Raw genomic sequence first — 13136 nt, forward strand, 5'->3', positions numbered from 1 at the left:
CCGGTCGTTTACCGGCAGATCGCGGTACAAGATACCGTCCCAGTCTACGGAGCCGCTGCCAACACTAACTGCCTGTTTACGACTCGCAGCATTCCGGCTCCGCCAGCCGTCTTCAGGGTAGTGAGAGAGCAAAAGAAAAACATAAAAAAGGGGCTCCCAAAGGGAGCCCCAAACAGACAAGATGAACTCTTACGAGTCAACTGCCAACCGGCAAGAGCCGCCGGAGGACAGGATTGGTTCTCTGGAGAACCGGGTCTGGTGACCACCACCAGACCAACCGCTACAACATCCATTCTGGACCATTGGCCGCACCCGGTATGACTGATAACGACCCGTCTCTTACCCTCTGCGCCGCGTGTTGGGGAAGTCTGGAGTCTGGAGTCTGGAGTCTGGAGTCTGGAGTCTGGAGTCTGGAGTCTGGAGTCTGGAGTCTGGAGTCTGAAGTCTGAAGTCTGAAGTCTGAAGTCTGAAGTCTGAGGCCTGGGCAACATTGTGGGAGAGAGCTTGCTCTCGATGGACTTCTTCAGGACTGAATTCCCTTCCACACCACAACGTCAGATGGCAGTCGCTTCGCGTCTTTATCGCCCTACTCAGAGCACTTGGACACGATGCAAAAAAACAATCGTAGGTTGGATAAACGAGCGCAGCGAGTGCCATCCAACTCCGCACCTCAGCATCGCAGCGTCTGACCGCCTTGTATCCCTCCCGGGATCTCTGGTCAGTGCCCAGAGGTCAGTGTGTGAAAACAGTGATAGCAGGGTGATCTTATGATCTCGTGGAGTCCATATTCCCGAGCAATATACCCAGCTGCTCACGCATCCATCGGTGCCCCGGAGAGCTCGCATAACGTGCATGAAACAATATCTTCAGGACGTAGCCCGGCGATGAAAATGGGGTCTCATGTGTAACAAACCGTGAATCATGAAACAGCTGCGACAAGACGAGGCAGCGTTAGAAGAAGCCTTGAGTTGTCCACAAGTAGCGGCGCCACTGCAAGGCCTGGCACTTGCACAGCAACATCGCGGCCTAGCCCTTGCCGGGCTAGCGCCGCATCAATCACGCTGCCAGCATCACTCCAAGGAACAACAACGACATGTTGGGATTTAAGGTACTCTTCCAGCGACAATGTTGACCCTATATCTGGATGGGCGCTGCTCGCGACGACTACATAATCATCTGAAAACCCTTCCAGAGCCTCGACTCCCTCATACGAGCCGCTGTAATCATCAGCAAAGCCCAACACGAATTGAGCTCGCCCGGAAGCCAGGTCATCCAGTGAATCCCTATGACTTGAACTGATTACCCTGAGCTGAAGGTGAGGAGCCAGTTGCTCCAGCCTGGCTGTAAGTTTCGGCAGTACTGCCAGAGACGTGATGTCCGATGCTGCAAATGTGAAGGTCTGCTTACTCGTAGCAGGGGTAAATGGCCCTGATGCCCCCAGTCCCGATGACAGAATCCGCAGCGCTTCGCTTACAGACCCCACCAGCTGCTCTGCCTGAACGGTAGGCTGCATGGCGCTACCGTAGCGTACGAATAATTCATCCGAGAGGGCCTGACGCAATCTGGAAAGTGCATGACTACAGGCTGATGGACTCATTGCGAGTTCTTCCGCAGCGGCGGTAACACTGCGGTTCCGATACAGCGAATCGAACACCAGCAGCAAATTCAGATCTATTCGGCGTAGATTCAAGTGCATAACATTCAGCCCCCCATGAAAAGAATGCAGATTATGCACGTTTAAATACCCGTAGACTTACACTGAAAGCGCCTCCACACCCGTCTGATGGCGCAGCAACAGGATTGATCCATATGACCGTACCCACTTTCCGGCAAGCAGTACCCTCCGATTGTGATCGCTGCTTTGATATTGAAGCCAACGCTTATGAGGGCGACGAGGCAGCAACCCATGAGAAGATTGCAACCCGGATCGCGCACTATCCAGAGGGCTTCCTGATCATGGAGCTGGATCAGCAAATCGCAGGTTTCATCAACAGCGGTTGTGCCCATGACGTCGTGATGTCCGACGAAGACTTCAAAGAGCTCATCGGCCACGACGCGGCCGCCCCGAACGTGGTGATCATGTCGGTGGTACTTGACCCTGCCCACCAGGGCAAGGGCTACTCAAGCTTGCTGATGCGTCGGTTCATTGAGCAGATGCGTGGATTGGGTAAAGAAACCATTCATCTGATGTGCAAGGAACGTCACGTCGACTTGTACAAGCACTTTGGTTATCGCTACGTGAAACCTTCCCCGTCCGAGCATGGGGGAATGTCGTGGCACGAGATGGTCATGGAGCTGTAGGCTCCTTCCCGCCAGATATTCTTGCCGTCAACGCGCAGCGCTTCAACATCACAGCATCAGATGGCAAGCACAAAAAAGCCCCCTGACCAGAGGCCAGGGGGCAAGCCGTGATAGTGTCAGAATCGAATTCGATCAGTTCAGCGATGGCTCCAGTTTCACGGAGCCAAAGCTGGGTTCAAAGCGCGCGGCCATCAGTGAGTTGCGACCCTGGTTGTCGTCCAGTACGCCAAATGGCTGTTGGTCCATGGCGGCAGCGGCAAAGCGGTTGTCGGCGTTGTCGTTCCAGGTGCCCATGCGTTCTTCACGTGGGGAAACCCCCATGTATTTGCGGTAACAACGGCTGAAGTGCGGTGTGGATACAAAGCCACAAGCGGTGGAGATTTCGATCACCGGCATGGTGGTTTGCTTCAGCAGCTGCTTGGCGCGTTCCAGACGCAGTTTCAGGTAGTAACGCGACGGGGTGCAGTCCAGATAGTTGTGGAACAAGCGCTCCAGCTGGCGGCGGGAGATACCGGCAAACGAGGCCAGGTCTTCCAGCTCAATCGGTTCTTCAATGTTGGCTTCCATCAGCTCAACAATTTCCACCAGTTTTGGCTGCGCAGAACTCAGCAGGTGACGCAGCGGGATGCGCTGCTGGTCGGCCTGGTTGCGCATGCGGTCGTAGACGAACATTTCGGAAATGGCGTTCGACAGCGCGGCACCGTGCTGGGCGGAAATCAGGTACAGCATCATGTCCAGCGGAGCGGTGCCACCGGATGCGGTAATGCGATCGCGATCGACGGTGAACAGGCGGGTGTTGCAATTCACATTGGGGTAACGCTCTTTCATGGAAGCGATGCATTCCCAGTGGGCGCTGACGCTGTAACCGTCCAGCTGACGAGCAGCAGCCAATGCCAGAGCGCCGGTGCAGATGCCACCCAGCACCATGTCTTTACGCGCCAGAGAGGCCACGTAGTCCACTTCTGCCTTGCGGCAGCTTTGCACAATGTTCACGCCACCCACCACAATCAGGGTGTCGAACTGCGGCGCGTTCTGGGTCGAGAATTCAGGTACCACCGGAATGCCATCGCTGGCCTGAACGGCGCGGCCGGTGGCGCTCACCAAATGCCATTCATACAGTTCCCTGCCACTCAGCTGGTTAGCCATACGCAGGGGCTCCACCGCCGTGGCCAAGGCCATCATGGTGAAGTTTTCCAACAGCAGGAAACCGATACGGGTTGGGCCTGCGGCTACCTTGAAGGCCGGACGGCCCAGATCAGCAGAGAACGATTGCATAGTGTCACCCTCTTGGCGGGGAAATTTATGGTATTTGCGGTATTTTTTGGTCATAGCAATCAGCAGGCCAGAAACATTGGGCGGCGTTTTCAATTCCGTCAATTGCCTGAAAACGACACGATTTTTGAGCAATGCATTCGTTTTTGGACTGCTCTTTAATTAAATGGTCATTTAATGAAAAACCGCCACCCCACTCCTCTTTGTTCAAAAAACCATCAAAACCACACTCGCCGCACCAAAATGATCCTTAAATGCTCAAATAGCGCCCCCTAATGTTTCACTTGGTAACAGAAGTTTCCGTTTCAACGAATTCACGCCGCGGAAGAGTACAAAGTTGTCGTGAAACGGCAGGCAAGCCGCCCGGAACGTGGCATTATGCCCGGTTGACTCAATCCTTCAGCCGGAGCCGTAACACGATGGCGGTGTACACCCATCTGGACCCAACCACTCTGAACCAGTATTTCCAGCCGTTTGGCTTTGGAGACATTACCGAAGTCCATGGCATTCAGGGTGGTGTGGAAAACACCAACTACCGCATTCACACCGCAACCGGTGCCTGGGTGCTGACGTTGTTTGAACACCATCAGGCCCACGAAGTGCGTGAGTTTGTGCGTTTGGCTCGCCACCTTAACAGTGCCGGTTTTGTGGTACCTGCGCCGCTGGCCGACCAGAACGGCGAATGGCTGCACGAGCTGGCGGGCAAGCCGGCGATTCTGTGTGAAATGCTGAAGGGCCATCACATTGAGCGACCAACGCCATCGCAATGCCGCGAAATCGGTGAATTGCTGGCGCGTCTGCATTTGGGTTCCGCAGTGCTGGAACAACCGCGCGCCAACAGCCGGGGTTTTGGGTGGTGGGCCAATATGCACAGCAACGCCAAAGCCCTGCTGGACGACGCCGACTATCAGCTGCTGGATGACGAATACCAGTTCCAGATGAGCCAGCGCGATGTCTGGAAATCCCTGCCTCGGGGCTGGATTCACGGTGATCTGTTCACAGACAACGTGTTGTTTGAAGGCAGTGGCGATGATTTGAAAGTCGGCGCGGTACTGGACTGGTACAACGCCTGCGAAGGGGTGTGGCTGTACGATCTGGCGATCGTTGCCAACGACTGGTGCAGCGAGAAGAACGGCGACTGGATTGTGGATAATCGCGATGCTTTACTGGCCGGTTATCAGTCCGTTCGCCCTTTTACCGCCGCCGAAGAACACAACTGGAATACCTTGCTGCGCGGTGCTGCCACCCGCTTCTGGCTCAGCCGTTTGGAAACCGTTCAGCACCAGCAGTCGGTGGAAGGCATGAACGCCAATATCAAGGACCCCAACGAATACCGCGACAAGTTGCTTGCTCGTCGGGGCTAACTGTCTGGAGTCTGGCGTCTGAGGTCTAGGCAATATTGTGGGAGAGAGCTTGCTCTCGATAAACCATCGGCAGCAAGCTGCCTCCCACAGAAGAACCTGCTGGGCCCTTCTGATCCTGGGCCTTTCTGAACGACAGCTACAAAAAAGGCGGCTGAGCCATGCTCATGCCGCCAATTCGTACTGCTTTATCGTGCTTTTCGCCTGCTGCCTTTCACTGACGCTTTCGCTTGTTACCGCCGGGGATCGTTCGGGGAGAGGCGGCAATTAGGGGCTGGTCAGGAGATTGTCAGACGGCTGGGGAGCAACCGCCTGAGCCAAATTTCAGGCCTGTCAGCTCGCCATTTCGGCTTCGCCGCAGCTGAAGTGTTTGCCCAGCATGGCGTGGTAGAAATTGTGGTCGGTCAGCACACCCACCAACTGGTTGTTTTCCATCAGCAGTACCGGCTGTTCGGTGGCATAGCGGATTTCAATTGCCCGTCGCATGGAGATGTCCGGAGAAGTCACCGCCATGGTGCCCGTGGCCGGAATCGCACCACCGCGGGCTTCGCAGTTTTGCAGTGGGATGTTTTTGCCCGCCATGTGCGCGGTTTTGCCATCTTCTGACAGCCAGATGCCTTTCTCGCCGCAGATCTGGCTTTCGCCATTGTTCTTTTTCAAGTCCGCCGCCGCAGTCATCAGCGAGCGACCGGCCAGTACGTTCAGCGGGTTGGTGTGGGCCACAAAGTCTTCCACGTACGGGGTAGCCGGGTTCATTACGATGTCTTCCGGTTTGCCGTGCTGAATGATGCGGGCGGATTCCATGATGGCGATGTTGGTGCCGATTTTCAGGGCTTCATCGAGGTCGTGGGATACGAACAGGATGGTCTTGTTAACCTTGCGTTGCAGCTCCAGCAGTTCATCTTGCAGCTGTGCACGAATCAGCGGGTCCAACGCCGAGAACGGCTCGTCCATCAGCAGGATGTCGGTGTCCATGGCAAAGGCACGAGCCAGGCCCACACGCTGCTGCATACCACCGGACAGGCCGGATGGCAGGGTGTCTTTCCAGTCGGCCAGGCCAACCATTTCCAGCTGTTCCATCGCCTTGGCGTGGCGCTCCGCTTTGCCCATGCCCATCATTTCAAGGCCGTAGGCAACGTTATCCAGCACTGACAGCCAAGGCATCAGGGCGAATTTCTGGAACACCATGGAGACACGCTGGGCACGCATACGACGCAGGGTGTTGGCGTCGCAGGAGCCGATGTCGACATGGCCGTCGCCATCCTTCACCAGCACCTGACCACGGGAAATCGGGTTAAGGCCGTTCACCGCACGCAGCAGCGAGGACTTGCCGGAACCGGACAGGCCCATCAGCACGCAGATTTCACCTTGCTGAACATCGATGCTGGCGTTGTGAACGCCCACCACGCTGCCGCTGGCTTCAATGATTTCCTGACGGGTTTTGCCCTGATCCAGCAGCGCCAGCGCCGGATCTACCTTGTCACCGAAGACAACGTCGAGATTACGAACAGAGATTGCAGCAGTCATGATTATGCCTCCGATTTGCCAGGTGCTTTGAAGATACGGTCGAGAATAATGGCCACCAGTACGATGGTGATGCCGGCTTCAAAACCTTGCGAGATGTTCACGGTGTTCAGTGCCCGCACAACCGGTTTACCCAGACCGTCGGCACCCACCAGAGCAGCAACCACCACCATCGACAGCGACAGCATGATGCACTGGGTAACACCGGCCATGATGCTTGGCATGGCGGCTGGCAGTTCCACTTTCCACAGCAGCTGGCGAGGCGTGGCACCAAAGGCCTTACCCGCTTCAACCAGTTCTTCCGGCACGTTGCGAATGCCCAGATAAGTCAGACGAATCGGCGAGGCGATGGCAAAGATGATGGTAGAAATCAGACCCGGCACCACACCCAGACCAAACAGCACCAGGGTAGGAATCAGGTACACAAAGGTCGGTACGGTTTGCATCAGGTCGAGCACCGGGCGCATGTAGCTGTACACCCAAGGCTTGTGGGCCGCAAAGATGCCCAGCGGCACACCCAGCAGAATACAAATCACGGTGGCGGTCACCACCAGCACAAAGGTTTCGATCATTTCCGGCCAGTAACCGAGGTTAATGATCAGCAGCATGGCAGCCACCACAAAGGCCACCAGTGGCACGCTCTTGTGGATAAACCAGGCAATCGCCGCGGTGGCCAGAATCGGCACACCCGGGTGGAACCACTGGAACAGGTCTACCAGACCGGTAATAACCCACTCCAGAGAAATAGCGATCATGTCGAAGAACCACGCACCGTGGTCTGTCAGCCAGTCAACGAATGTTTCCATCCATTGGCCCAGCGGGAGTTTGTTGTCAGCAAGCCAGTTCATAGTCAGCCTCTAGTCGTCATTCTTGTCGACGCCATCCCGATGGGATGACGGGGAATCTCCGGAGAAGTCTGCGCACTCCAGCGCGCTGGCCACAGACTTGTCAGAAGACTCCCGAACGGGCGTTACCTACGCCCGTCGGGAAGGGATTTCAAAGCGAAATCCGTGGATCAGATGTCCAGGAATTTCTTCACGGCAGGCAGCGCAGGCTGGCCGTTTTTGGTGGTTACGCCGTCCAGCCAGGCATCCAGCACTTCCGGGTTAGCCTTCAGCCAGGCTTCTGCCGCCATCGGTGGCTTTTTGCCATCGTTGAGGATTGCGCCCATGATTTCGTTCTCCATTGGCAGCGAGAACTTCAGGTTGGAAACGAACTTGCCAACGTTCGGGCATTCGCTGATCAGGTCTTTACGGATGTTGGTGTGTACGTTGGCACCGCCGTAGTTAGGACCGAAGAAGTCGTCACCACCGTCGAGGTATTCCATCTCGATGTTGGCGTTCATCGGGTGTGGTGCCCAACCCAGGAAAACCACCCACTTGTCACGACGCACAGCGCGCTGCACCTGGGACAACATGCCGGCTTCGGAGGATTCCACCAGGGTGAACTCTTCCAGACCGAAGGCGTTGTCATCGATCATGCTCTGGATCAGACGGTTACCGTCGTTACCCGGCTCGATACCGTAGATTTTTTCGTCGAACTTGTCGGCGTTTTTGGCGATATCGGCAAAGCTCTTCACACCGGCATCAAAGGCGTACTTGGGTACCGCCAGGGTGTATTTGGCGCCGGTCAGGTTCGGGCCCAGATCGACCACGCTGCCGTCTTTCAGGTACGGCGCGATATCGGCCTGCATGGTTGGCATCCAGTTGCCAAGGAATACGTCAATGTCGTTGTTGGCCAGCGACTTGTAGGTCACTGGCACGGACAGCAGCTGGGTACGGGTGTCGTAGCCCATGCCTTCCAGTACCACGGAAGTTGCGGCGGTGGTCGCGGTGATGTCAGTCCAGCCTACATCTGCAAAGCGCACCAGATCACAGTCGGCGGCCATAGCGGTGCCAGACACAGCGAGGGTCAGTGCGGCGGTCGTAAGGGTCTTTCCTGCTTTCATTGTTTTCTCCCGGATGGTTGGCGGTTTCTTCGCAATCATTTGCGGATAACCGGGCATCGCTCCCGCCATGAAGCGGCCCGGTGTGGCTCCTGCTGAGCCACCGTGTGTTTGCTCGTCAGGCGCTTTGCAGCGGGCTGGTCGAGTCAGAACCTGGTTCAGCAGTGGCCGCCGCCAGGGGACGCTTGGCTTCGCCCTGGCGTTGACGGGTTTGCCATTCGCTGTCGATCCATACCGGAACGCCAGCGGCTGGCTGCAAGGTTTTGCCCAGAATCATGTCGGCAGCTCGTTCCGCCACCATGATGGTCGGGGCGTTCAGGTTGCCGTTGGTGATGGTCGGGAAGATCGACGAGTCGACCACCCGCAGGCTGTCGATGCCTCGCACCTGACATTGATTGTTCAGCACCGCCATCGGGTCGTCGTCGGCACCCATCTTGTTGGTGCAGGACGGGTGATAGGCAGACTCCACGTTGTCACGCACCCAGGCGTCGATTTCTTCGTCGGTCTGGACGCTCATGCCCGGCTGGATTTCTTCACCACGCAGCTCGTCAAAGGCTGGCTGGTTGATGATTTCGCGGGTCAGGCGGATGGTGTCGCGCCAGTCCTGCACATCCTGCTCGGTGCTGATGTAATTGAATTTGATCGATGGCTTCTGGTGCGGATCAGCGGAGTTGATCCATACCTTGCCGCGGCTTTCCGGCTTGTTCGGGCCGACGTGCACCTGGAAACCGTGGCCATCAAAGGCCGCACGGCCGTCGTAACGCATCGCTGCTGGCAGGAAGTGGTACTGGATGTTCGGTGATTCCAGACCGGCACGGGAGCGAATAAAGGCACAGCTTTCAAAGTGGTTGGTCGCGCCCAGACCGTCCTTGAACAGAATCCAGCGAGTACCAATCATGCCCTTGCTGATCAGGTCCAGCTTGCCGTTGAGGGTAATCGGCTTGTTGCAGTAGAACTGGAAGTACACTTCGAGGTGATCCTGCAGGTTTTCACCCACTCCCGGCAGTTCCTGCACCACGTCAACACCGGCGTTATCCAGTACGTCTTTGGGGCCAATACCAGACAGTTGCAGCAGCATCGGCGAGCCGATCGAACCGGCCGACAGCACCACTTCACGGCTGGCCGTGGCCTGTTCCACCTTGCCGCCTTTTTCGTACTGGATACCAACCGCCTGTTTGCCTTCCAGCAGTACCTTGTGGGCCACCACACCGGTAATCAGGGTCAGGTTCGGACGCTTCATGGCATCGCGCAGATAGGCGTTGGAGGTCGACGCCCGCACACCACCGTCAACGGTCATGTGCATGGTGCCAAAGCCTTCCTGCTGGTAACCGTTGTAGTCTTCGGTCACCGGGTAACCCGCATCTTTACCGGCGTCGATAAAGGTTTGATAGAGCGGGTTCAGGCTCATGTTGTTGCCGTTGTTGGTACCGACAGGGCCGTTGCCACCACGGTACTGGTCTTCACCCTGGAACCAGGTTTCGGCTTTCTTGAAATACGGCAGCACGTTCTGGTAATCCCAGCCTTCCGCGCCTTCATCCTGCCACTGGTCGAAGTCCTTGGCGTGGCCACGGACGTACACCATGCCGTTGATGGACGAACCACCACCCAGCACCTTGCCACGGGGACAATGCAGTACGCGGTTGTCGATGCCTTCTTCTTTCAGGCTTTCGTACTGCCAGGCGTACTTTTCGGTGTTCATCGGGTACGACAACGCCGTAGGCATCTGGATAAAAATACTCTTGTCGCTGCCACCGGCTTCCAGCAACAGCACCTTGTGCTCGCCGCTTTCAGTCAGTCGGTTGGCCAGCACACAACCGGCGCTGCCCGCGCCGACAATGATGTAATCGTATTGGCTCATTCGTAAGGGCTCTCCAGTTCGCCCAGCTCAACAAACACACTCTTGATCTGGGTGTAGTGGTGCAGGGTTTCGATGCCATTCTCACGACCGATACCGGACAGCTTGTAACCGCCAACCGGCATTTCTGCTGGCGATGCACCCCAGGTATTGATCCAGCAAATGCCCGCTTCCATCGCCGCAATCACACGGTGAGCACGGGAGAAGTCCTTGGTAAATACGCCAGCTGCCAGGCCGAACTTGGTGTCGTTGGCGCGGGCAATCACTTCGTCTTCGGAGCTGAACTTCAGTACCGACATCACCGGGCCAAAGATTTCGTCCTTGACGTTCGGCATGTCGTCGCTGCAATCGGCAAACACGGTTGGCTGCACGAAGGCACCCTTAGCACATTCACCGGCCATTTCACGTTCGCCGCCAATCACTAGGCGAGCACCAGCCGCTTTGGCGGCGTCGATGTAACCCAGCACCTTGCCCATGTGGTCTTCGCTGATCAGCGCGCCGATTTGGGTATCCGGGTTGGTCGGGTCACCGATGGTCAGCTTGGCGGTGCGTTCTGCCAGCTGCTCCAGGAAGGCGTCGTAGATGGATTCGTGAACAAACACGCGAGTACCGTTGGTGCACACTTCGCCCTGGGTGTAGAAGTTGGCGATCATGGCGCCGGATACCGCGGTTTTCAGATCGGCATCGTCGAACACGATCAGCGGCGACTTGCCACCCAGTTCCATGGTCACGTCTTTCAGCGAGGAAGCCGACGCCGCCATCACTTTCTGACCAGTGCCGCATTCGCCGGTGAAGGAGATTTTTTCAATTTCAGGGTGATGAGTCAGGGCTTCGCCGACGCGGTAGTCGCCCTGCACCACGTTGAACACGCCATCCGGCAGACCGGCTTCGGTGAAGATTTCAGCCAGTTTCAGTGCCGTCAGCGGGGTTTCTTCCGAAGGCTTGAAGATCATCGCGTTACCAGCGGCCAGCGCCGGGCCGGATTTCCACATGGCTATCTGGATCGGGTAGTTCCAGGCACCGATACCAGCCACCACACCCAGTGGCTCGCGGCGGGTGTAGAAGAAGTTGGTGCCGCCCAGATCCTGTTGGTCGCCCTGAATGGTTGGCGCCAGACCGGCGTAGTATTCAATCACGTCGGCACCGGTGACGATGTCGACGCAGTCGGCTTCCTGAATCGGCTTACCGGTATCCAGCACTTCCAGCATGGCCAGTTCGTCGTTGCGTTCACGCAGGATCTCAACCGCCTTGCGCAAGATGCGGGAACGTTCCATACCGGTCATGGCAGACCAGACCTTGAAGCCTTCTTTGGCAGACGCCACGGCTTTGTCGACGTCAGCGGCGGAGGCCTGCTGCACCTGGGCAATCACCTCACCGGTTGCCGGGTTCACGCTGGCGAAGGTTTCGCCGGAAGTCGCGTCCTGGTACTGGCCGTGAATGTATAGAGCTTGGGTTTCCATCGTGTCTGTTACCTGTTTGATTCGGTGTATTGCGACGCTGCATTCGCGCTGGCCACGGCACTGTGGCACTTGCATTCCAGCTGCTCGCGGATGTAGTCGTTAATCAGTTTTTTCGCCAGCGGCACATCAATGCCTTCCGGCTTCAGTGCCCCGCGCAGCCAGATGCCGTCGATCAGGGCGGCGATGGTTTGTGCCACCTGAACGGCCTGATCTTGCGGCATCACCTGTTTCAGCTCGTAGCGCAGGTAGGACAGCAAACGCTGCTCATTGACGCGCTGAAGGCGATACAGGGCCTTGTCGTGCATCGACTGGGTCCAGAACGCCAACCAGGTTTTCACCACCCGGGATTCGGTCTGGGTGTCGTCAAAGTTACCGCTGACGATGGCATTCAGTCGGCCGACCACGTCACGGCGATCAACCTGCTTCAGTCGTTCGGTCACGCTCTGCGACAGATGCTTCAGCACCGTTCGCATGGTCGCTTCCAGCAAATTGTCCTTGCCGCCAAAGTGGTGATTGATGATGGCCGGGGACACTCCCGCCTTACCGCTGATCATCACCACACTGGCCTTGTGCAAACCCACCTCATTGATGGAGTCCATGGTGGCCTCGATCAGTTGTGGTCTACGTATTTCTGCAACTCCCAATTTGGGCATAGGGCAACCTGCTGACACGCTCATTCGTGTCCGAAATGTTTTTTCTTAAATGAACGTTTAATAAAAAAACATGGACGTGAAAGCGCTGTCAACCGGGCAGTCGGCTTTGAACAAACGTGTCGAGGGCAGACAAGAGGGGGTCGCAAAGAGGTCGATCGGGGGAGCAGCCCAGTAACCACGGGCACTGTAGAGATTAAAAATCCATTAGATGTCTAAATATTTTCAACCCGAAATAAATTGCAGAAAAAATGCCACTTTTGTAACGCTTTGCTCACTCTGTCACGTATAGCCCAAACTCGAAGGATGATTCGGGCCTGTACAAAGAACATTCAATCGCCAATTAGGGCATTTGTTACACACCATGCCAAAGGGTCAGAAAAACGCTCAATCGGCAGCGAAATATCAGCGGAGAAGAAAAATGACGGGAATAGGCAAGTAGATGGGTTTGGCGTCGGGAGTCGGGAGTCGGGAGTCGGGAGTCGGGAGTCGGGAGTCGGGAGTCGGATGTCGGGTGTCGGATGTCGGGTGTCGGGTGTCGGGTGTCGGGTGTCGGGTGTCGGGTGTCGGATGTCGGATGTCGGATGTCGGATGTCGGATGTCGGATGTCGGATGTCGGATGTCGGATGTCGGATGTCGGATGTCGGGAGGAAAATAGGATGGGCACTTGTGCCCATCACAACACCTGACGCTTAAACCGATTCCGCCGCCACCGGTTTACCCGGCAACAAGGTACGACGCACCAGAAAAGCAGTGGTCACCGCACAG

General features: G+C 56.6%; 11 protein-coding genes. 2 read left to right on the forward strand and 9 right to left on the reverse strand.

Annotation, left to right across the window (positions count from 1 at the left end):
- Positions 1-919: 919 nt before the first annotated feature.
- Complete coding sequence (locus tag G516_RS22195; RefSeq protein ID WP_211225103.1) at positions 920-1696, reverse strand: LysR family transcriptional regulator; 777 nt, start codon at positions 1694-1696, stop codon at positions 920-922.
- Between the two features lie 113 nt (positions 1697-1809).
- Here G516_RS22195 and G516_RS0111760 point away from each other — a divergent pair, with 113 nt between their 5' ends.
- Positions 1810-2301, forward strand: a complete 492-nt coding sequence (locus tag G516_RS0111760) for a GNAT family N-acetyltransferase (protein WP_028293829.1) — start codon at positions 1810-1812, stop codon at positions 2299-2301.
- Positions 2302-2433: 132 nt separating this feature from the next.
- Here the strand turns inward: G516_RS0111760 and gbdR are convergent, their stop codons facing one another.
- Entirely contained in the window at positions 2434-3576 is a 1143-nt protein-coding gene (gbdR, locus tag G516_RS0111765) for a choline metabolism transcriptional regulator GbdR (protein WP_028293830.1), read from the reverse strand.
- Positions 3577-3992: 416 nt separating this feature from the next.
- Here gbdR and G516_RS0111770 point away from each other — a divergent pair, with 416 nt between their 5' ends.
- On the forward strand, positions 3993-4937 hold the full coding sequence (locus tag G516_RS0111770; RefSeq protein ID WP_028293831.1) for a homoserine kinase: 945 nt from the start codon (positions 3993-3995) through the stop codon (positions 4935-4937).
- A 330-nt stretch (positions 4938-5267) separates the two neighbouring features.
- Here the strand turns inward: G516_RS0111770 and choV are convergent, their stop codons facing one another.
- The 7 genes from choV to G516_RS25270 all read right to left on the reverse strand — a co-directional run bounded on the left by choV (position 5268) and on the right by G516_RS25270 (position 13070).
- The gene (choV, locus tag G516_RS0111775) at positions 5268-6461 is read right to left on the reverse strand and encodes a choline ABC transporter ATP-binding protein (protein ID WP_028293832.1); all 1194 of its coding nucleotides are present in this window, start codon (positions 6459-6461) and stop codon (positions 5268-5270) included.
- 2 nt (positions 6462-6463) lie between these two features.
- On the reverse strand, positions 6464-7306 hold the full coding sequence (gene choW, locus G516_RS0111780) for a choline ABC transporter permease subunit (RefSeq protein ID WP_028293833.1): 843 nt from the start codon (positions 7304-7306) through the stop codon (positions 6464-6466).
- 167 nt (positions 7307-7473) lie between these two features.
- The gene (locus tag G516_RS0111785; RefSeq protein ID WP_028293834.1) at positions 7474-8406 is read right to left on the reverse strand and encodes a choline ABC transporter substrate-binding protein; all 933 of its coding nucleotides are present in this window, start codon (positions 8404-8406) and stop codon (positions 7474-7476) included.
- 115 nt (positions 8407-8521) lie between these two features.
- Positions 8522-10261: a choline dehydrogenase gene (gene betA / locus G516_RS22200; RefSeq protein WP_051219349.1), complete on the reverse strand. Its 1740-nt coding sequence runs from the start codon at positions 10259-10261 to the stop codon at positions 8522-8524.
- Positions 10258-11718: a betaine-aldehyde dehydrogenase gene (gene betB / locus G516_RS0111795; protein ID WP_028293835.1), complete on the reverse strand. Its 1461-nt coding sequence runs from the start codon at positions 11716-11718 to the stop codon at positions 10258-10260. The genes betA and betB overlap by 4 nt, the downstream gene beginning before the upstream one ends.
- Before the next feature lie 8 nt (positions 11719-11726).
- Positions 11727-12371 (reverse strand): transcriptional regulator BetI, encoded by a 645-nt coding sequence (betI, locus tag G516_RS0111800; RefSeq protein ID WP_028293836.1) that lies wholly within the window; start codon positions 12369-12371, stop codon positions 11727-11729.
- A gap of 402 nt (positions 12372-12773) precedes the next feature.
- Positions 12774-13070: a hypothetical protein gene (locus G516_RS25270; RefSeq protein ID WP_156879027.1), complete on the reverse strand. Its 297-nt coding sequence runs from the start codon at positions 13068-13070 to the stop codon at positions 12774-12776.
- Positions 13071-13136 lie beyond the last annotated feature (66 nt).

The sequence above is a fragment of the Oceanobacter kriegii DSM 6294 genome, assembly GCF_000422845.1.
GTDB lineage: Bacteria > Pseudomonadota > Gammaproteobacteria > Pseudomonadales > Oceanobacteraceae > Oceanobacter > Oceanobacter kriegii.

Excerpts from the sequence above, each read along its gene's own strand:
- betA (WP_051219349.1), bottom strand. The coding sequence starts at position 10,261 with ATGAGCCAATACGATTACATCATTGTCGGCGCGGGCAGCGCCGGTTGT.
- G516_RS0111785 (WP_028293834.1), bottom strand. The coding sequence starts at position 8,406 with ATGAAAGCAGGAAAGACCCTTACGACCGCCGCACTGACCCTCGCTGTG.
- betB (WP_028293835.1), bottom strand. The coding sequence starts at position 11,718 with ATGGAAACCCAAGCTCTATACATTCACGGCCAGTACCAGGACGCGACT.
- G516_RS22195 (WP_211225103.1), bottom strand. The coding sequence starts at position 1,696 with ATGCACTTGAATCTACGCCGAATAGATCTGAATTTGCTGCTGGTGTTC.
- choV (WP_028293832.1), bottom strand. The coding sequence starts at position 6,461 with ATGACTGCTGCAATCTCTGTTCGTAATCTCGACGTTGTCTTCGGTGAC.
- G516_RS0111760 (WP_028293829.1), top strand. The coding sequence starts at position 1,810 with ATGACCGTACCCACTTTCCGGCAAGCAGTACCCTCCGATTGTGATCGC.
- G516_RS0111770 (WP_028293831.1), top strand. The coding sequence starts at position 3,993 with ATGGCGGTGTACACCCATCTGGACCCAACCACTCTGAACCAGTATTTC.
- betI (WP_028293836.1), bottom strand. The coding sequence starts at position 12,371 with ATGCCCAAATTGGGAGTTGCAGAAATACGTAGACCACAACTGATCGAG.
- gbdR (WP_028293830.1), bottom strand. The coding sequence starts at position 3,576 with ATGCAATCGTTCTCTGCTGATCTGGGCCGTCCGGCCTTCAAGGTAGCC.
- choW (WP_028293833.1), bottom strand. The coding sequence starts at position 7,306 with ATGAACTGGCTTGCTGACAACAAACTCCCGCTGGGCCAATGGATGGAA.